We start from the raw sequence: 18,828 nt of genomic DNA on the forward strand, positions 1-18,828 counted from the left end.
TCGGTGGCCGTCGTGCGGGCCGGGAGGCCGGGGACGACGGGCGGGGCACGGCGTCACATCGGCAGATGGCGTGTGAACCAGTCGGCGGCGAGGTGGGCCACGCGCTCCAGGGCGCCGGGTTCCTCGAACAGATGGGTCGCGCCGGGGACCACTGCGAGCCGGGCCTCGCCCGGGAGCTGCCGCATCGCCGCCCGGTTGAGCCGCAGCACCTCCTGGTCCGCGCCGCCGACGATGAGCAGCGTCGGCGGCCGCACCGACGGCAGCGCGCCCTCGGCCAGATCCGGCCGTCCGCCCCGGCTGACGACCGCGCGGACCGTGTCCGGGCACGCCGCGGCCGTGACGAGAGCCGCCGCGGCGCCCGTGCTCGCGCCGAACAGCCCGTGCCCGAGGCCCGCGGCGGGTCCGTAGCCCTCCAGCCAGTCGGCGAAGCCGGTCAGCCGCGCGGCGAGCAGGCCGATGTCGAAGCGGAGCCGCCCGGTCACCGCGTCGGCGGCCTCCTCCTCCCCGGTGAGCAGATCGGCGAGCACGGTGCCGATCCCGGCCGCGCGCAGCTCGGCGGCGACGAAGCGGTTGCGGGGGCTGTGCCGGCTGCTGCCGCTGCCGTGCGCGAAGAGCACCACGCCCCTCGCCGCCCCGGGCACGGCCACGTCGGCTTCGAGCAGCACACCCGTGGCGGGTATCCGCACACTCTCCATGACCGCGTTCACGGCATCCTCCTCACCGTGGAACCCATCAAGCACCGGTCAGGACCAGTCTCCCTCCTGCGGACCACGCCCCCCATGTTTCTCCGGGGTTTCCGGCGGCTGTGAGTGCGGGAGCGATGGTCACGACTTGGGCCGAGCGCTTGTGTGCTTGTGCTTTCGGAGTGGACCATGGCCGGATCCCGCCCGTACCCCGAGTCAGCTGGAGGTCCCGGTGACCGCTGGCCCCATCGCTCCCGATCCGGTCGACACGACTGCCGCGGCCGAGACCGAGCGGCGGAAGCTGCGCAAGCACTTCGGCCGCTTCGACATCCTGTTCTTCCTGCTGTGCACCATCGTCGGCGTGGACACCATCGGCACCGTGGCCTCGTCCGGTGCCGAGGCGTTCACCTGGCTGATCGTGCTGGCCGTCGTGTTCTTCGTGCCGTCCGCGCTGCTGATCGCCGAGCTCGGGGCCGCGTTCCCCGACGAGGGCGGGCCCTACATCTGGACCAGCCGGGCCTTCGGGCGGCTGGCGGGCGCCGTCAACAACTTCCTGTACTGGATCACCAACCCGGTGTGGCTGGGCGGCACCCTCGCCGTCTCCGCGGTCACCGCCTACACGACCTTCTTCAACGACGGGAAGGATCTGAGCGCCCCCGCCTTCTACGTCTTCACCCTCGTCTTCGTCTGGGTGGGCGTGCTCGCGGCGATCCTCTCCTTCGACGTCGGCAAGTGGATCCCGACCGTCGGCGCCTGGAGCCGCTTCCTGCTGCTCGGCCTGTTCACGGTCACGGTCGTGGTCTACGGCGTCCAGCACGGCCTGCACGGCTTCGGGATCGGCGACTTCTCGCCGACGTACGCCGGATTCGTGAGTCTGGTGCCCGTCCTGATGTTCAACTACGTCGGTTTCGAGCTGCCCAACACGGCCGGCGACGAGATGACCGACCCGCAGAAGGACGTGCCGTACGGCATCTTCCGCAGTGCCGTGCTCTCGGTCCTGCTGTACGCGCTGCCGATCCTCGGCATCCTGCTCGTCCTGCCGGTGAAGGCGATCACCGGCCTCGGCGGCTTCGTCGACGCGATCCGGCAGGTCTTCACGGTGTACGGCGGCCATGTCGCCGCCGACGGCACGGCCACCCTCAGCGGGTTCGGCTCGGTGCTCGGGGACCTGGCCGCGATCATGTTCATCCTCACGGTGCTGTCCTCCGGCGTCACCTGGATCATGGGCTCCGACCGCGCCCTGGCCGTCTCCGGCTACGACGGTGCCGCGCCCCGCTTCCTGGGCGTGATCTCCAGCCGGTTCGGCACCCCGGTGCGGGTGAACATCCTGAGCGGCCTGGTCTCCACCGGCGTGCTGATCCTCGCCCACGAGCTGACCAACGGCAGTGCGGCCAAGCTCTTCGGCGCGGTCCTCGGGCTCGCCATCTCCACCACCCTCATCAGCTACCTGGGCATCTTCCCGGCGCTGCCGTTCCTGCGCCGGAAGTTCCCGCACACGCCCCGCCCCTACCGGGCCCCGTTCGCGTGGGCCATCAGCACGGTGCTCACGCTGCTGATCGTCTTCGCCAGCGTGCAGCTGATCGCCCCGGGGGCCGGCGACCACTGGTTCGGCGCCGACTACCGTCCCGACGGCTGGCACCACGACGAGCGGGTGAAGTACCTGCTGACGGAGCTGGTCCCGCTCGTCGGGTTCATGCTGCTCGGCGTGGTCTTCTGGGCGCTGGGGAGGCCGACCCGGGCGTCGATCTCCCTCCGGAAGTAGCCCGCGCCGGGGCCGCCGTCGGTCCGGTCCGGTCCGTCAGACCGGACCGGACCAGCTCGCTTACCTCACGCAGGACGGAGCGGACGGTCCGCGTTCTGACAGGTCTACGGCGTTCCGGTCGCGAGGCCGTGTGCCCGGGCCGGGCGCTCGGGACCGCCGCGCCCGGGCGGGTGTCCTGATCCGCCCCCTTGCCGGAGCCGGACCCGGTGGCCGAAGATCATTGCGCGTACGCTCGTGCACATGGTTCAGCATCGAACGATCGACGTGAACGGAATCCGGCTGCACATCGCCGAGGAGGGCTCCGGCCCGCTGGTCGTGCTGCTGCACGGCTTCCCCGAATCCTGGCACTCCTGGCAGCACCAGTTCGGCCCGCTGGCCGCGGCCGGCTACCACGTGGTCGCACCCGACCAGCGCGGGTACGGCGGCAGCGACCACCCGGAGGATGTCGACGCGTACAGCATCTTCCACCTCGTCGGTGATGTCGTCGGGCTGATCCGGGAGTTGGGCGAGGAGCAGGCGTTCGTCGTCGGGCACGACTGGGGTGCTCCGGTCGCCTGGCACACCGCGCTGTTCCGGCCCGACCTGGTGCGCGGGGTGGCCGGGCTGAGCGTGCCGCCGCCGTTCCGGGGGGCGGAGCCGCCGCTGCAGGCCATGAACAAGCTGTTCGGCGGCCACTTCTACTGGAACTACTTCAACCTCCCGGGCGTCGCGGACGCCGAGTTCGCCCGTGACACCCGCACCACGCTGCGGAAGTTCCTCACCATGGCGGCCGGCGACGGCGGCGAGATCGCGCAGCCGCTCGTCGACCCCGAGCGCGGCTGGCTCGCGGACATGCCGGAGCCCGAGAAACTGCCCGAGTGGCTCACCGAGGCGGACCTGGACGCCCTCACCGAGAGCTTCTCCCAGGGCTTCACCGGGGCGCTCAACTGGTACCGCAATCTCGATCGCAACTGGGAACTGACCGCTCCCTGGCAGGACGCGATCGTCACCCCGCCCGCGCTGTACGTCTACGGCGACCGCGACGTGGTCCCGGCGTTCCCCGGCACCCCCGAACTCATCGCGCAGCTGCCCCGGCTGATGCCGAACCTGGTGCGCGAGCCCCTCGAACTGGCGGGCTGCGGACACTGGACCCAGCAGGAACGGCCCGATGAAGTGAACGCGGTGCTCGTCGAGTTCCTCAACTCCCTCACCTGAGGCCCCTCCGCGGTCGGGCTCGTGGTCTCCGCGTACCTCTACGATCATCCCGTGAGTACGTGGAACCAGAGCCTGACCGCGGCCGGTGTCCGGGAGCCGGAGCTGCGCCGGGACTTCAGCATGCAGCGACGCGTGGTGCGGCAGTACCGCCGCAGCGCCTACCTGGCCTGCCGGATGCTGCTGCCACCGGCGGTGCTGCCCCATGTCCTGGGCGCCACGGCCCTGATGCACCACGGCGACGACCTCCTGGACACCGGTCCGAAACCGCAGCGGGCGGCGGCCTGGACCGCCTGGGAACAGCGGGTGCGCGCGGCCCTGGAGACGGGGACGACCGACGATCCCCTGCTCCGCACCCTGCTGCACACGGTCGCCGCGCACCCCCGGCACCGGGGGCTCGTGGAGTCGTTCATGGCCACCGCCACCGTCGACCTGGAGTTCACCGGGTTCGCCACCGAGGCCGACTACCAGGCCTACCTGGACGCCTACTCGCTTCCGGCCTTCCTCCTGGTCGCGGCGCTGATCGGCCCCGAGACCGACCCCGACGGCGCGTTCCACGCCGGGTGCCGCACCTTCATCGACGGCAGCCAGCGGCTGGACTTCGTCAACGACCTCGCCGAGGACCTGCGGGAGGGGCGGCCGGGCATCCCGGCGGAGACCCTCAAGCGCTTCTCGGTCACGGAGGACGACCTCGCGGCGGGCCACGCGACCCCCGCCGTCCGGTCGCTCGTGGAGCACGAGACCGAGGCCGCCCGGGCCGACCTGCGCGCGGCCCGCGACCTCCTCGACCTGGTCCCGGCCGCCGGCCGGCCGATGGTCGGCGCCCTGATCGAGATCGAGCTGCTCACCGCCGAGGCGGTGCTCGCGCGCGGCGCCGGGGTGCTGCGCGGCTCGGCGTCCCCGTCCCTGCCGGGCACCCTCAAGGTGCTGCTGGCCGCCCGCCGCGACGCCCGGACGGCACGCCGCTGACCGCCGCCGTCATTCCGCGTCGCCCACCACGCCCTTCGGCGATGAACTCCTCCTCCGTGCCGACCCGTTGCCGGAGACCGTGACGGTCTCCGGCAACGGCGCCCATGTTCAGCGGTAGCAGGTGGTGACGCCCGGGTGCCAGCGGCAGGCGATCCCGGCGAAGCCGCCGTTGGCGACGACGTCGACAGTGAACTCGTCGCCGCCGTTGAGGACTTGGCGGTCCTGGACGAGGCCGTCGGCGCCGTCCCGGACGGTCTCCACCAGCCACCGGCCGTGGCCGAGGGTCAGCGGCACCGTGGCCGTGCGGGCGGCGCCCGCGTACACCCCGCCCAGGAACCAGCGGTCCCCGCTGCGGCGGGCGAGGACGGCTTCCTGGCCCGGGCTGCCCGCCAGCAGCCGGGTGTCGTCCCAGGCGGCGGGTTCCTGGTCGAGGAAGTCCCGGGCGAGCGGCCGGGCGTCGTACGACTCGGGGGTGCCCGCGAACATCTGCAGCCCCGACTCGTAGGCGACGGTGAGCCCGACCTCGGCCGCGTCGGAGTTGGGGCGCTGGCCGACGCGCTGGAAGCCGCCGGGGGTGAAGTCCATGGAGCCGATGACGTTGCGGGTGAAGGGCAGGGTGGTGAGGTGGGTGGCGGTGTTGGTGCGCTTCTCCTCGCCGCCGACGGCCTCCATGGTCATCACCTGGGGCCAGGTGCGCTGGATGCCCTTGGGCACGGTGGCGCCGTGGAAGTCGACCATGAGGTGGTGTGCGGCGGTCTCGGCGAGGATGGTGTCGTACCACTGGAACATGGACTGCGCCTCGGAGTTCATGAAGTCGATCTTCACGCCCTTGACGCCCCAGCGTTCCAGCGTGGGCAGCCACTGCGCTCGTTCCTCGGGGGTGTCGAGGTCGCGCTGGTGGATCCAGACGATGATCCCGACGCCCTTGGCGCGCGCGTAGTCGACGAGTTCGGGCATCCAGCTGTTCGTCTGCCAGTCGGGGTCGGTGACGTCCCACTCGTCCTTCTTGAAGTACCAGCCGGAGTCGACCGCCTCGTAGGGCCAGTGGTGCTGGGCCGCGTAGTCGACGTACGCCTTCTGCGCGTCGAGGCTCTGGCCCGCCGTGCGGCCGCCGGCCAGCCAGGTCCACAGCACCGTGCCCGGGCGGATCCAGGAGGTGTCGGCGACCTTGGAGGCGGGGGCGAGGTCGTCGGTGAAGGTGGACCGGGTGAGGGTGGCGAGGTCGCCGGTGATCATGGCCCGCCAGGGGGTGGCGAGAGGGCCGTCGGTGTGCACCTGGGCGTCGGCGAGCTGGACGCGGTAGGTGCCGGTGCCCTGGGTGTGGGCGAGCCGGGCGCCGGAGTAGGTGCCGTCGAGGCCGGACTCGGCGAGCAGGGTGTAGCCGCCCGCTGTCGAGAAGAGGGCCTGGTCCGAGTACGCGGCGGTGGGGGCGGTGGCGGCGGTGTACTGGTTGAACTGGCCCTCGTTGTCGACCCGGTAGGTGCTCAGCCATGCTCCCGCGTCCGCCGGGAGGTTGAAGGCGGAGGTCTCGCCGAGGACGTCGCCGTATCCGGTGGGCAGTACGTACCGGTAGGCGATGCCGTCGGCCGAGGCGCGGACGACGAGGTCGAGGCGGGCGCCGGCGGCGGTGGCGAAGGACAGCCGGGTCTCGTCCATGTGCACCCTGCGGTCCAGGCGTTTGCCGGACTTCGCCCGGTAACGCTCGTCGACCGTACGGTCCTTGCGGTGCAGGAAGCGCAGCCCCTGGGAGAGATCGGCCTGTTCGGTGACGATGCCGAGGGGGGACGGCTCGATGACCGTACCGCCGTCACGGGTGACCGAGAGGCTCAGTGTGCCGGTCGTGTCGTCCAGGGAGATCCGGGCGCGGGGTGCGTGTGCGGCTTCGGACACGGTCCAGTCGTGCGGCCGGGGCTGGCCGGCCCGTGCGGGCGCGGTGGTGAGAAAGGCGGCCGCCAGCCCGGCGCAGAGCGCCGCGACGACGGTTCTTCTGAGTGGAACAGCCATGAGAACCCTGCCTTACGGTCGGTGGTTACGGCAGTCCCCACGCCGCGCCCGGTTCGCTGACGGCGACGGGTGCGATGGCGAGGTCGGGGCGGGAGCCGGAGTGCACGAGGACCTCGCGGTCGCGCGGCAGGTCGATGGCGAGGGTGCCGTCGCCCAGGTCGTGGGTGCGGGCCGGGGTGCCGTCGTCGAGCAGGACGGTGAGCCGGCCGGTCAGGCCGTGCCGGAGCTTCAGCGGCTCACCGGCCAGGCTGCGGATCCGGATGAACCGGGTACTGCCCGCCTTCCGTACCGCGCTGACCAGGAAGGCGCCCTGGGTACGGAAGTTGTGCAGGGTGAGGTCCGCCCAGGCGGTGGGGACGGCAGGGAAGACCCGGACGATCCCGCCCCAGCTCTGGCAGAACATGTCGTGCAGGGACTGCGAGGCGGACAGCGGGGTCTCGATGACCGGACCGGCCTCGGTGTAGTGGGTGTTGGCCCGGCAGGGGTAGCGGGTGCCGGGGTCGAAGAACTTCCGCAGGTAGCCGATGGCGGTGTCGCCGTCGCCGGTCATCGCGTACATCGAGGCGGCGCCGGTGTAGCTGTAGCCGCGGTGGGCGCCGGTCAGCGCGTGCCAGTGGACGACGGACCGGGTGATCAGGTCGCGGTTCTCGGGCTGGTCCCAGTTGACGAGGTACAGCGGGTACACCATCAGCAGGTGCGAGTAGTGCCGGTGGGACTGCGCGTACGGGGTGTCGGCGCCGATCATGAAGCCGTTGTCGTCGACCGGGTACGGGGTGAGCCGGGCCAGCACCTCCTGCCAGCGTGGCTTCAACTCGTCGTCGATGCCGAGCAGTTCGGCGGAGTCGAGGAGGGTCTGGCAGCCCCAGCGGATCAGGGCGAGGTCGTAGTTGGTGTCCTGCGGCGGGACGATCGGGTACTCGGGCGAGAGCGTGCTCGGCAGGTGCAGCTTGCCGTCGCTGCCCGGGGTGAGGAAGTGCCGGTAGTAGTTGATCGTGCGGCGCAGCAGCGGGTAGATCGTGTCGCGGAGCAGCGACTTGTCCATGGAATGGCGGTACGACAGCCAGACGTTGTGCAGCGCCCAGGTGAGGTCGCCGGTCTCGGCGCCGGTTCCCGGTTGCCCCACCTCGCGGTTGGCGAACATGTCGGAGCTGCGGCCGATGCCGGAGCTGTCCGTCCGGTAGGCGGCGGGGACGTTGGCGGTGAGCTGTTCCTGGCTCTGGCGCAGGGTGGTGGCGAGGGAGTCCAGTTCCGGGTGGTTGAAGGCGTGGATGAGCCAGTACTCGAGCTGGACGTTGAGGTTCCACCAGACGGCGGGCCAGGGGGTGGGTTCCAGCCAGGGGCCGGGGGTGGCCATGACCGGGCCGTCGGCGCGGCTGGCCGAGGCGACCTTGTAGAGCTGGATCCAGTGGAAGCTCTGCAGGCGCTGGTCGGGGAAGGAGACGAAGCTCTTGCGGTAGAAGGCGTGCCACCAGCGGGTGTGGCGCCGTCTGAGTGTGCTGTATGACATGGCACTTCGCAGGTTCCGCCGGGAGTCGGCCTCGGCGGCCGTGTCCGAGGGGAAGCTGTGGCCGACGCTCAGGAGCAGTTCGTCGCCGGTGCGGCGGTAGGAGGTGGCCGTCTGGCCGCCGCCGGTGAGGGGCTGGAGCACCTGCTCGGTGCCGTCGGCCGTGGTCCGGGTCGTCCAGGGCGGGTTGGCGGTGTATCCGGCGGGCGGTGACTCCTGGATCTTCCGGGGGCTGATGGCCTCCTCCGGGTGGAAGGTCCAGCTGACCTGTTCGCCGCCGGCGGCCGTGGCGCGGACGGCGAGCACCTCGTCGTGGATGAGGGCGGCGAGGGTGAGGGTGCCGGCGGTGGTGGTGACGGTGCCGGTGAGTTCGGCGTTCCACAGGCTGAGGCGCCAGTCGACGGCGGTGATGGTGCCGACCGGTTCGAGGGTGAGGTGGCCGACCGGGAGGCGGGCGGTGCCCCAGCCGCTCCCGAACTGCGGCCGGTGGTCCTGGACCCGGCCGTGCTGCACGGTGAAACGGACCTGGTTGGCGCCCGGTTCCTGGTAGATCATGCTGCCGAGCAGCCCGTCGCCGAGGAACGGCCCCTCGTACCAGAGGGTGGGAAGTCTGCTCCACAGCAGGTCCTGGCCGCGCAGGAAGCGGTCCCAGGCGCCGTCGGTGGTCATGGTGTCGCGGAGTGTCCAGGGGCGGCGCCCGGCGGCGGCCACGGCGTCGGCCGGTTCCGCCGGTGCCGCACGGGCGGTCGTGGGCAGGGCCGCGACCGCGGCGCCGCCGAGGGCGGTGCCGAGCACGGCTCGGCGGGGCATCGGTGAACGGTTTTCCGGCTGCGAGGTCATCGTCGTCCTCCAGACCTGACGGATCATCGATACATCGGGTGTATCGGGGAACCTAGGGATCCGGCGTACACCTGTCAACAACCCCAACAGTGCGAGGATTGGGCCGACTTGGGGCAGAATCAGCTTCTGAGCTGAGCGTTCACATCAATAACCATCACTCAAGTTCTTGACTCCTCCGATGTATTGAGGTTGCCTGCGTTTCCGCCCGCACCTCCTCACCGGAAAGGACCCTCGATGAACCGGAGATCCGTCTTACGGGCCGGCGCCGGAGCGCTGTTCACCCTCCCGCTGACCACGGGCGTCGCCGTCGCGGCGGCCGACCCGACCGACGGCTGGACGCAGACCTCGTTCACCTACAGCTGGCAGAAGCCCTGGAACCTCGGCCTCGCCGACCGGCACAGCTATGCCGACGGGGTGCACCGCATGTGGGTGTACGCCACCGACGAGCCGTTCGAGGAGGGCAGCGACACCGACCCGCGCACCGAGATGCGCTGGAAGGTCGACTACAGCACCGGCAGCCACCTGTGGGACGCCGACGTGTACCTGCCGTCCGGCACCGACGGCGCGTCCTTCGTGCAGATCCTGCGCAGCGTCCACCCGTCGGGCACCCCGGCCACCGACATCATGCTCAACGTGTACGACACCGGCGGCGGCACCGTCCGCCGGTACGACGGCACGGTCCTCCGCACCGGCGCGTACGACACCTGGTTCAACGTGAAGATCGCGCACGAGGCGAGCACCGGGACCGGCACCGTCCGGGTCTACTTCGACGACTCCCTCGTCCTGACGGTGGACGACCGGGGCCCGGCGACCCGCTACTTCAAGAACGGCGTGTACAACCACGGTTCCGGCCGGGCGGAGGCCCGTTTCCGCAACCTCCGCTACTGGACGAGGTGACCTGCCGCCGTCAGCCCTTGCGCCACTTCTGGTTGCTGGTGCCCGCGCAGGTCCACAGCTGGAGCTTGGTGCCGCTGGCCGTGGCGTTGTCGGTGACGTCGACGCACTTGTCGGCGAGGGCGCTGACCAGGTCGCCGGCCGAGCTGAGGTAGAACAGCTGGGCGCGGTTGCCGCTGCAGTTGGCGACCTGGATCGCGGTGCCGTCGGCGGTGTTGCCCCAGGCCAGGTCCATGCACAGACCGAGCGAGCGGATGGTGCCGTCCGACTGGAAGACCCACTTCTGCCGGGCGGCGCCCGAGCAGTCCGCGATCTGCAGCCGGGTGCCGTCCCCGCCCCCGCCCGTCACGTCGACGCACCGGCCCGATCCGGTGCCGATCAGCTTCACGCCGGCGACGGTGGTGGACTTGCTGCCGCCGCTGGACGAGGAGGAGCCGGAGGAGGACGACCCGGACGAGGAGGACTTGGTACCGCCGGACTTCGTACCCGAGGACGTGGAGCCCGAGTTCGCACCCGAACCCGAACCCGAGCCCGAGCCGGAACCCGAGCCGACCGACCCGCCGCCGGACTGCTGTCCGGTCGAGCCGGTGCCGGTGCCGCCGGCCGACCCGGAACCGCCGGAGGTGTCCTTCGCGGGCCGGTGGGACGGCGTGTGCGAGGGCTTCGGCGACGACGGGGAGGCCGAGGGGGACTCGGAGGTCGCGGACAGGGTGGTGGGCTCCCCCGCCGCCACCGCGGCGGCCGTCGTGGAGTCCGGGTCCGGGAAGAGGTCCACCCGGCTCAGCAGCGGTACGGCCAGGGCGGTGACCACGGTGAGTCCGGCCGCCGCGCCGACGGTCGCCCACACCCGCACGCCCGGCACGAGCCCGCGGCGGGGCGTGGCGGGGCGGCGGGCGAAGGTGTCGCTGAATCGTCCCGCCGGGGTGCCGGGCCGTTCCGCCGAGGGCCGGGGTTTGCGAAGGGGCGGCACGTCGTCTCCTGCGGGTCTCGTGAAGGTCTCGGAGCGCCCGGGACAAGCGGGGGCACAGGAACAGTAACCAAGGGACGGCGCCGTACCGCGCGCCCGCCCACGAAGATCCCTCCGAACGTCACCTTCCGTCCACCTATGCGGAGTTGGCTGTGACGAATTTGTTGAAGTGCGCGGCAAGGGCGACTTCGGGAACTTCCGTCTTTCGCGCTAGCGTTCGCCACTGAAGCGATTCACCACACCCCCTGCCCATCGCTCCACACCCCCACGGCAGCACACAGCACCACAGCACCACCCGACACCGGAAGGCGGAGGCCGTGAGCCTCATCGACCATGACCGCGCCGACGGCGCGGACCGGACGCTCGGCCTCCTTCTCGCGGAGCGCGACAGTCTGCGCCGCTTCGTGACCGGCCTGATGGGGCGCGACCCCCACGGCGCGGAGGACGTCGTCCAGGAAACCCTGTTGCGGGCCTGGCAGTCGGCCGACCGGCTGGACTGGCGGGACCGGCCCATCCGGCTGTGGCTGTTCCGGGTGGCCCGCAACCTGGTGGTCGACGGACGGCGCCGGGACCGGAGCGTTCCGGTGGGCATCACGGCGGCGGACTTCGGCCCGGCCATGCCGGCGCCGGTGCCCGACCACGCCGAACAGATCGGCGACCGCCGGGTCCTGGTCTCCGCGCTGCGCACCCTCACCCCGGCGCACCGCGAAGCGGTCGCCCGGGTCCATCTGCTGGGGCAGCCGGGCGAAGACGTGGCCCGCCGGCTCGGGCTGCCCCCGGGCACGGTCAAGTCCCGTACCCACCACGGCATCCGCGCACTGCGCGCCACCCTCGAATCCCACGGCTTCCGCCCGGCCGGGGCCGAGCATCTCCGGAAAGAGACGCGATGACCTCCGACACCATCACCACCCTGCTCGGCCTCGTCGGCGTCCTGGTCCTGGTGCTCGCCGTCACGCACTGGCTGGTGCGGCGCGGCGGCGGCTGGAAGGCCCTGTGGCGCCGCCTCGGCCGCGAGATCACCCTCACCGTCCGGGCGTTCACCGGGCCGGTGCGCACGGAGCTGCGCTACCGGCGCGGCCTGCGCCTGCTGGTACGGCTGCTGCGCGACCCGGCCGTGTGGGCCGACGCCGAGCGGGCCACCGCGCTGGCCGCGGCCGTCCGCCCCGGGGTCCGGCCGTACGGTGTGCTGGCCGGACCCGAGTGGCTGGGCGTGCTGGTCGCGGCGGACGGCGAGGCCCTGCGCGAGCCGCCCGAGCCCTGGGCGGCGGACGAGAGCGACCCGCGCCTGTGGTGGATCGACCGCTCCGACCTGACGGACGAGCCCGAGGAGTCCGTCGCACCGCTGCTGGTCTGCGTGGGGCACGACCTGGGGCACGCCGTGCTGCTCGACGTGCGCTCCGGGCCGCCCGCACTCTCGGTGTACGGCCCCGCTCGCGCCGCCCGTACCACCCGTGCCGTGCTCCAGGCGCTCGCGGCCCAGCTGGACGCCCGGCTGCCCGAGGGCCGGGTCGCCATCGGCGCCGGGGTGCATCCCCGGCATCCGGGGCTGCCGGCCGCGGCGGCCGTCGGGCAGCCCGGCGTCGAGGTCGCGGTGTGCGCCGAGCCGTTGGAGCGGGCGCTGCCGTCCGGTGTGCGGCTGCTGAGCCTCGGGGTCGCCCGGGGCCGGACCCGGCTCCTTGAGATCGCGCCGGACGCGATGCTCACCGTGCACGGCGCGCCCGCCGCCGCCCGCGTCGACGTACTGCCGCTGTCCCGGGCCGTCGCCCGGACGCTGGCCGTCCTGCCGCCGGGCCCCGGCCTGCCGGACGAGGAGGCCGCGCGCCCGGCGGACGTCACGCCCGTCGCCGACCCCGACCTGCTGCCGGACGAGCCGGACCTCGACGCCGGCGCGGCCCCCGCCGCCCAGCCGACCGGTGTCTCCGCGACCCGGCCGGCCCCCGAGCCCGCACCCGCCGCCGCACCGGTCCCGGCTCCGGCCGCGGCCGTCGACGGCGACGACGACGACGACTTCGCGGAACCGAGCACCTCCGAAACGGCCGGCGTCTCCGCGACCTCGCCGCAGGCGCCGTAGCCGCCCCGACCGCCGTACCCGTCCCCCGATCCCGTACGAACGACCGCCCGGCTGGGAGCCGTGAACCTCACCATCACCACCGTGGACGCCACGGACGGACAGCGCCGCGACCACCAGGTCCGGCTGCCCTCGAACGCCACCGTCGGCGATCTCGCCGCCGCCCTCTCCCAGGACGAGGACGCCGCCACCGGCGGCGCGGACTGGGCGACGGCCGGCGCGCCGCACACGCGCGGCCTCTACGCCGGGGACCACCGGCTCGACCCCGCCGCACCGGTGTCCGGCAGCGGGGTCCACGACGGCGGGCTGCTCGGGCTCGGCGGTCCGGCGCGCCCGGCCGACCTGGTCCGGGTCCATGACGACGGCGAGCGGGACGGTGTGCTCGCCGAGGTGCACCTCGTCTCGGGGCCGGGTGCCGGCCGTACCTGGCGGCTCGCGCCGGGCAGCCACGAGATCGGCACCGACCCGCTGTGCGCCCTGCGGCTCGACCCCGCCGACGGGGTGCCCGAGTCCGGGCTGTGGGTGACGGTCGGCGCGGACGGCACCGCGGCCTGGCAGCGCATCGACGCCGACCCCGAGGCCGCGGTCCGGGCCCGGCTGGCCTCACCGCCGCCGGACGACGCCATCACCCAGCTGCGCCGCCCGCGCCCCCAGCCGCCGCGCGAACGCCCGGCGGGGCCCGGCCCGGTGCCGTGGCCGGCCGGGGAGGATCTCACCGTCGGCCCGTTGCTCCTGCGGATGACCGCGCCCGTCGAGCCGGACGCCGCCGTCACCCCGTCCGCCGACGGCTACGGCGTGGACTACAACCGGCCGCCGCGCATCGCCCCGCACCTGGACGCCGAGCGGGTCCGGCTGCCGCAGCCGCCGTCGCCGCCGCAGAAGCGGCCGTTCCCGACCGTGATGATGATCTCCCCGATCGTCCTCGGTCTGTTCATGGTCAGCATCTTCAAGTCGTACTACTTCCTGGTGTTCCTGTTCCTCAGCCCGATGATGATGCTGTCGAACTGGGCGACCGGCCGGCGGGCGGCCCGCAAGCAGTTCCTGGAGTCGGACGCGGCCTACGAGCGGCGCCGTGACGTCCTGGAGGAGCAGGTCCGGGACGCGGTGGTGGGCGAGCGCCGGGTACGCGACAAGACCGGCCCGGACCCGGCCGCCGTCGCCCTGATCGCGACCGGGCCCGGCGGCCGGCTCTGGGAGCGGCGCCGCCGCGACCCGGACCACCTGGTGCTGCGCCTGGGCACGGTGGACCAGCCGTCGGTACGGGAGCTGGAGGATCCGGCACGGGACGAGAACCACCGCTCGATCCGCTGGAACATCCCCGACACGCCGATCGGCGTCGACATCACCGCCCATGGCGTGGTGGGCATCGCGGGTCCGGCCGCCGAGGTGCAGCCGCTGGCCCGCTGGCTGGTGGCGCAGGCGGGCGTGCTGCACAGCCCGCGCGACCTGAGGATCGTGGTCCTGACCGAGCCGGACCGGGTGGCCAACTGGGCGTGGACGCGCTGGCTGCCGCATCTCAAGCCCGGTACGGCCGCCGGGCCGGTGGTGCTGATCGGCAACGACCCCGAGTCCACCGCCGCCCGGATCAGCGAACTGGTCTCCCAGGTGCAGTCGCGCCGCCGGCAGGCCGGCAACGACCGGGACGTCGTCTTCACCGACCCCGATGTGCTGGTGATCGCGGACGGGGCGCGGCGGCTGCGCGACGTGCCCGGCATGGTCCAGGTGCTCAAGGAAGGCCCGCGGGTGCGGATCTTCAGTGTCTGTCTGGACGAGCAGGAGCGGCTGCTGCCCGAGGAGAGCACAGGGGTCGTCCTCGCGGCCGACGGCCGGCTGACCGTGCGCCGGCCCGGTGCGCCGGACCTGCCCGCCGTCCGCGCCGACCGGGTCTCCCCCGAGTGGTGCGAGCAGCTCTCCCGCGCCCTGGCCCCGATCCGTGACGTCAGCCCCGAGCACGACGCCGGACTCCCCCAGCGGGTCCGCCTGCTCGACCTGCTGGAGCAGGAGCCGCCCAACGCGCAGGCGCTGTGGGAGCGCTGGCAGTCCGAGCCCGCCTCCACCTCCTTCCTGATCGGCACCGGATTCGACGGGCCGCTCTCCCTGGACCTGGTGCAGGACGGACCGCACGGCCTGGTCGCCGGTACGACGGGTTCCGGCAAGTCGGAGCTGCTGCAGACGTTCGTGGCCTCGCTGGCCGCCGCCAACCGGCCCGACGAACTCACCTTCGTGCTGGTCGACTACAAGGGCGGCAGCGCCTTCAAGGAGTGCGCCAACCTGCCGCACACCCTCGGCATGGTCACCGACCTCGACGCCCACCTCGTGGAGCGGGCCCTGGAGTCGCTCGGCGCCGAACTGCGCCGCCGTGAGCAGGTGCTGGCCGCCGCCGACGCCAAGGACCACCCCGAGTACCGGGCCAAGCGGGCCGCCGATCCGTCGCTGGCCCCGCTGCCCCGGCTGCTGCTGGTGATCGACGAGTTCGCCACCCTGGTCCGCGAAGTCCCGGACTTCGTACCCGGGTTGATCAGCATCGCCCAGCGGGGCCGCTCGCTCGGCATCCACCTGATCCTGGCCACGCAGCGCCCGGCCGGTGTGGTCACCGGTGACATCCGCGCCAACACCAACCTGCGGATCGCGCTGCGGGTGACGGACATGACCGAGAGTCAGGACATCATCGACGTCAAGGACGCCGTCGACATCTCCTCCGCCACCCCCGGCCGGGCCCTGGTCCGGCGCGGGCCGAAGCAGGCGGACCCCTTCCAGACCGCCTGGGTGGGTGCGGAGCGGCCCCGGGAGACCCCGGCCGCGACGGCCGAGACGGAGGCGGCGGGCCCGCGCAGGCCGGTGCGTGCGGTGGACGTGGGCTGGGACGCGCTCGGCCGCCCGGCCGAACTGCCCGCCGAGCGGCGGACGGTGACGACCACGTCCGCCCAGGGCCCGGCCCCGACCGACCTCCAGGTCCTGGTCGAGGAGATCCGCACCGCCGCCGACCTGCTCGACGACTTCACCCAGCAGCCCAGCCCCTGGCTGCCCCCGCTCCAGCGCGAACTGACCCTGGACGACCTGGACGGACTCGGCGCCACCCGCGAGGGCCGGCTGGTCATCCCCTACGCCCTGGAGGACGTCCCGCAGCTCCAGCAGCGCCGGGTCGCCGTGGCCGACCTGGCCACCTTCGGGCACCTGTACGTGATCGGCGCCCCGCGCTCCGGCCGTACGCAGGTGCTGCGGACCATCGCCGGTTCGGCGGCCCGCGCGGCGAGCACCGCCGACGTGCACATCTACGGCATCGACGCGGGCGGCGGCGGACTGACCGCCCTCGGGGCGCTGCCGCACTGCGGCGGTGTGGTCTCCCGGCACGACCTGGAGCGGCTCGGCCGGATGCTGCGCCGGCTGAACCGGGAGCTGACCGAGCGGCAGGACCTGGCGCAGACGCACAGCGCGACCGGCATCGCCGAGCTGCGCAAGCTGCTGCCGAAGGCCGAACGGCCCGCGCACATCCTGCTGTTCATCGACGGCTGGGACTCGCTCTCGGTCATCATCGACGAGCACGACCACGGCCAGCTGGTGCAGGAGGTGACCCGGCTCATCCGCGAGGGCGCCGCCGCCGGCATCCATGTCGTCGCCACCTCCGAACGCTCGCTGCTGGGCGGGCGGATGGCCGCGCACAACGACCACAAGCTGCTGCTGCGGCAGGGCGACCGCAGTGACTACCAGGCCGTCGGCATGATGCCGAACAAGATCCCGGCCGACATTCCGCCGGGCCGCGGCTGGCACGTGCTCAGCGGCACCGAGACCCAGGTGGCGCTGCTGGCGACCGGTGGCGGCACCGAGCAGGCCGAGGCGCTGCGGGCGATCGGTGAGAGCGCCCGCAAGCGGGACGCCCAGGTCCCGGACGCCCGGCGGCCGTTCCAGGTCGCGGTGCTGCCGCGCTCGGTGGAGTTCGCGGAGGCCTACGAGAAGGTCGCCGCGACCGACCGGCGGCCGATGTGGGGGCTGCTCGGGGTCGGTGGCGACGAGGGCGGTGCGGTCGGCACGGACCTCGCGGGCTCCGCGTCGGCGTTCGGCGTGTTCGGCCCGGCCGGGTCGGGCCGCAGCAACGCGCTCGCCTCGATCGCCGTGTCGCTGCTGGCCGGCGGCACCTCGCTGGTGGTCCTCACCCCGCGCGAGTCGCCACTGCGCGCCCTGGAGCGGCACGGCACGGCCACCGTGCTCACCGAGAACGACCCGTCGGCGGAGACCGTGCGGGCGGCGCTGGACGCCCTGCCGGGGCCGCGGGTCGTGATGATCGACGACGCCGACCTGATCACCAACTCGGCGGCGGACAAGCTCCTCAAGGAGATCGCCGTCTCGGGCCGGGACCAGGGTCTCGGGCTGGTCTACGCGGCCTCGGCGGAGGGCTTCCAGAGCGGGATGAGCGGCTGGACGCTCGCGGCCCGGCGGGCCCGGCGCGGTCTGCTGCTCTCGCCGAAGAACCTCACCGAGGGCGACCTGGTGGGCGTACGGCTGATGCCCAGTGTGGTGCGGGCGACGACGCATCCCAGCCGAGCGTGGACGGCCGGTCCCGGCGGCACGCTGCTGGCCCTCCAGGTGCCGCTCACCCCGCTGCGGGCCTGACCCGCACGGCGGCATGCGGAAGGGGCCTTCCCGGCGAGTCCGGGAAGGCCCCTTCCGTAGGCGCGGGGGATGCGGGGGGATTACGAGTTGTTCTGAAGGCTGCTGCTGATGCCCTGGTCGAACTGGATGGCGTTCTCCTTGATGCCGTTGAACATCTCCGAGAAGTCGTTGATGCCCTTCACGGCGGCCAGCAGGCTGGTGTCGAAGTTGTTGTAGGTGGTCCGGATGACCTCGCTGGACTGCTGGAAGACCATGCCGTCGTCGACGAGGGTGTTGACCCGGTTGCGCAGGTTGCTGAGCACCGGCAGCAGGTTCTCGTGGGCGTCGTGCAGCAGGCTCACGACCTCCTCGATCTTGTGGTAGTCGAGGTTGATGCCGTTGTAGCTGGCCATGGGGTTCCTGTCCGTTCCTGTCGGTCGCGATGCGGTTGTGGGGTGGTCACCAGGCGGCGGGCGTGGAGTTGTAGTCGTCGTTCCCGCCGCCGCCGTCGTCGTCATCGGTGTTGCCGCCCACCTGCTGCCAGTCCGGCTGGTTGCCGTTGGCGTCCTTGGGGCCACGGGTGTACTGGGTGGTGTCGCCGTCACTGCCGGTGGTCACCATCGTGCCGCTGCCGTCGGAGTTGAGGTTGGTCTCCGAGTGGACGGTGCTGCCGTCCGGGTACGAGGTGTCGGTGGTGTAGTGGTTGCCGTCGCTGGAGTAGTTGGTGACCGAGGTGTACGTCTTGCCGTCGTAGGTGACGGTCGACTCCTCCTTGATCACATGACGCTGGTCGTCGAGCGTGAGGTGCGTGTGGACGCTGCCCCGCGCGGTGTCGATCGTCTGGTCCAGCGGCGGGTCGCCGGGGTCGGTCGCGGAGCAGAAGTCCGGCATCGTGCCGTCCGGTCCCGGCACGCACTGGTCGAGGTGGGACTGCTTGTAGTCCCACAGGTCCTTGTCCCGGAAGTAGTTCTGCAGGCCCAGGTTGCTGCCCGTGATGCCCATGCCCTGGGCCAGTTCGGAGTCGAACGACAGGAACGCCTCGCCCACCGAGCCGAAGGCGCCCGCCAGTTCCTTGAGTCCCTTGTCCGCGTGGGACATGGTGCTGCTGGCGTTGGAGTAGAAACCCGAGAGCGCGTCGGCCAGGGACTGGTCGCCGAGGACCGTCAGGGCGTCGCTGGAGGTGTAGCCGTCGTAGTCCGTCTGGCCCAGCCGGGAGAACGTGCTGTTGTCGAGGAGCGGGCCGATGTCGCCGGCCAGGGTCTCCAGGTCCCGCTTGGCGTCGTTCAGGACGTTGTATTCGATTTTGAGTGAATCGGCCATGCCTGGGCCTCCCCGTCGGGACTCCGGTCAGTTGGACCA

13 protein-coding genes are annotated in these 18,828 nt (G+C 72.4%); 7 read left to right on the forward strand and 6 right to left on the reverse strand.

All coding sequences use genetic code 11. From position 1 onward, the window contains the following. Window positions 1–53: 53 nt before the first annotated feature. On the reverse strand, window positions 54–695 hold the full coding sequence (locus ACIPSJ_RS23515) for a dienelactone hydrolase family protein (RefSeq protein ID WP_401348681.1): 642 nt from the start codon (window positions 693–695) through the stop codon (window positions 54–56). 220 nt (window positions 696–915) lie between these two features. Between ACIPSJ_RS23515 and ACIPSJ_RS23520 the strand changes: the two genes are divergently transcribed. The 3 genes from ACIPSJ_RS23520 (at window position 916) to ACIPSJ_RS23530 (ending at window position 4,605) form a co-directional block, all read left to right on the forward strand. Continuing rightward, on the forward strand, window positions 916–2,445 hold the full coding sequence (locus tag ACIPSJ_RS23520) for an APC family permease (protein WP_401348474.1): 1,530 nt from the start codon (window positions 916–918) through the stop codon (window positions 2,443–2,445). A gap of 240 nt (window positions 2,446–2,685) precedes the next feature. Further along, window positions 2,686–3,639, forward strand: coding sequence for an alpha/beta fold hydrolase (locus ACIPSJ_RS23525; RefSeq protein WP_401348476.1), 954 nt, complete (start codon window positions 2,686–2,688; stop codon window positions 3,637–3,639). A 51-nt stretch (window positions 3,640–3,690) separates the two neighbouring features. Then, window positions 3,691–4,605 carry a squalene/phytoene synthase family protein gene (locus tag ACIPSJ_RS23530; RefSeq protein ID WP_359225998.1) on the forward strand — a complete coding sequence of 305 codons (915 nt, stop codon included), beginning with the start codon at window positions 3,691–3,693 and terminating at the stop codon, window positions 4,603–4,605. Between the two features lie 108 nt (window positions 4,606–4,713). Here the strand turns inward: ACIPSJ_RS23530 and ACIPSJ_RS23535 are convergent, their stop codons facing one another. Together ACIPSJ_RS23535 and ACIPSJ_RS23540 are read right to left on the reverse strand one after the other, a co-directional pair. Continuing rightward, window positions 4,714–6,609, reverse strand: a complete 1,896-nt coding sequence (locus ACIPSJ_RS23535; RefSeq protein ID WP_359226001.1) for a glycoside hydrolase family 97 catalytic domain-containing protein — start codon at window positions 6,607–6,609, stop codon at window positions 4,714–4,716. Between the two features lie 25 nt (window positions 6,610–6,634). Further along, window positions 6,635–8,953 (reverse strand): glycosyl hydrolase family 95 catalytic domain-containing protein, encoded by a 2,319-nt coding sequence (locus ACIPSJ_RS23540; protein WP_401348479.1) that lies wholly within the window; start codon window positions 8,951–8,953, stop codon window positions 6,635–6,637. 234 nt (window positions 8,954–9,187) lie between these two features. On the opposite strand from ACIPSJ_RS23540, the gene ACIPSJ_RS23545 reads away from it, so the two are divergent. Next, window positions 9,188–9,850 carry a polysaccharide lyase family 7 protein gene (locus tag ACIPSJ_RS23545; RefSeq protein WP_401348480.1) on the forward strand — a complete coding sequence of 221 codons (663 nt, stop codon included), beginning with the start codon at window positions 9,188–9,190 and terminating at the stop codon, window positions 9,848–9,850. Window positions 9,851–9,860: 10 nt separating this feature from the next. On the opposite strand, the gene ACIPSJ_RS23550 is transcribed toward ACIPSJ_RS23545, so the two are convergent. Beyond that, a complete protein-coding gene (locus tag ACIPSJ_RS23550; RefSeq protein ID WP_401348482.1) occupies window positions 9,861–10,817 on the reverse strand; it encodes a ricin-type beta-trefoil lectin domain protein in 957 nt (318 codons plus the stop codon). 314 nt (window positions 10,818–11,131) lie between these two features. Here ACIPSJ_RS23550 and ACIPSJ_RS23555 point away from each other — a divergent pair, with 314 nt between their 5' ends. From ACIPSJ_RS23555 to ACIPSJ_RS23565, 3 genes are read left to right on the forward strand one after another with little or no spacing between them, the layout of a single operon-like run. After that, entirely contained in the window at window positions 11,132–11,704 is a 573-nt protein-coding gene (locus tag ACIPSJ_RS23555; protein WP_359226008.1) for a sigma-70 family RNA polymerase sigma factor, read from the forward strand. Further along, window positions 11,701–12,885, forward strand: a complete 1,185-nt coding sequence (locus ACIPSJ_RS23560) for a hypothetical protein (RefSeq protein ID WP_401348484.1) — start codon at window positions 11,701–11,703, stop codon at window positions 12,883–12,885. Before ACIPSJ_RS23555 ends, ACIPSJ_RS23560 begins: the two co-directional genes overlap by 4 nt. Window positions 12,886–12,945: 60 nt before the next feature. Then, window positions 12,946–17,490 (forward strand): FtsK/SpoIIIE domain-containing protein, encoded by a 4,545-nt coding sequence (locus tag ACIPSJ_RS23565; RefSeq protein ID WP_401348486.1) that lies wholly within the window; start codon window positions 12,946–12,948, stop codon window positions 17,488–17,490. Between the two features lie 80 nt (window positions 17,491–17,570). Here the strand turns inward: ACIPSJ_RS23565 and ACIPSJ_RS23570 are convergent, their stop codons facing one another. Together ACIPSJ_RS23570 and ACIPSJ_RS23575 are read right to left on the reverse strand one after the other, a co-directional pair. Then, a complete protein-coding gene (locus ACIPSJ_RS23570) occupies window positions 17,571–17,882 on the reverse strand; it encodes a hypothetical protein (protein WP_046730425.1) in 312 nt (103 codons plus the stop codon). A 46-nt stretch (window positions 17,883–17,928) separates the two neighbouring features. Beyond that, complete coding sequence (locus ACIPSJ_RS23575; protein WP_401348488.1) at window positions 17,929–18,789, reverse strand: hypothetical protein; 861 nt, start codon at window positions 18,787–18,789, stop codon at window positions 17,929–17,931. Window positions 18,790–18,828 lie beyond the last annotated feature (39 nt).

The sequence above is a fragment of the Streptomyces sp. NPDC090088 genome (assembly GCF_044747345.1).
Classification (GTDB): Bacteria; Actinomycetota; Actinomycetes; order Streptomycetales; family Streptomycetaceae; genus Streptomyces.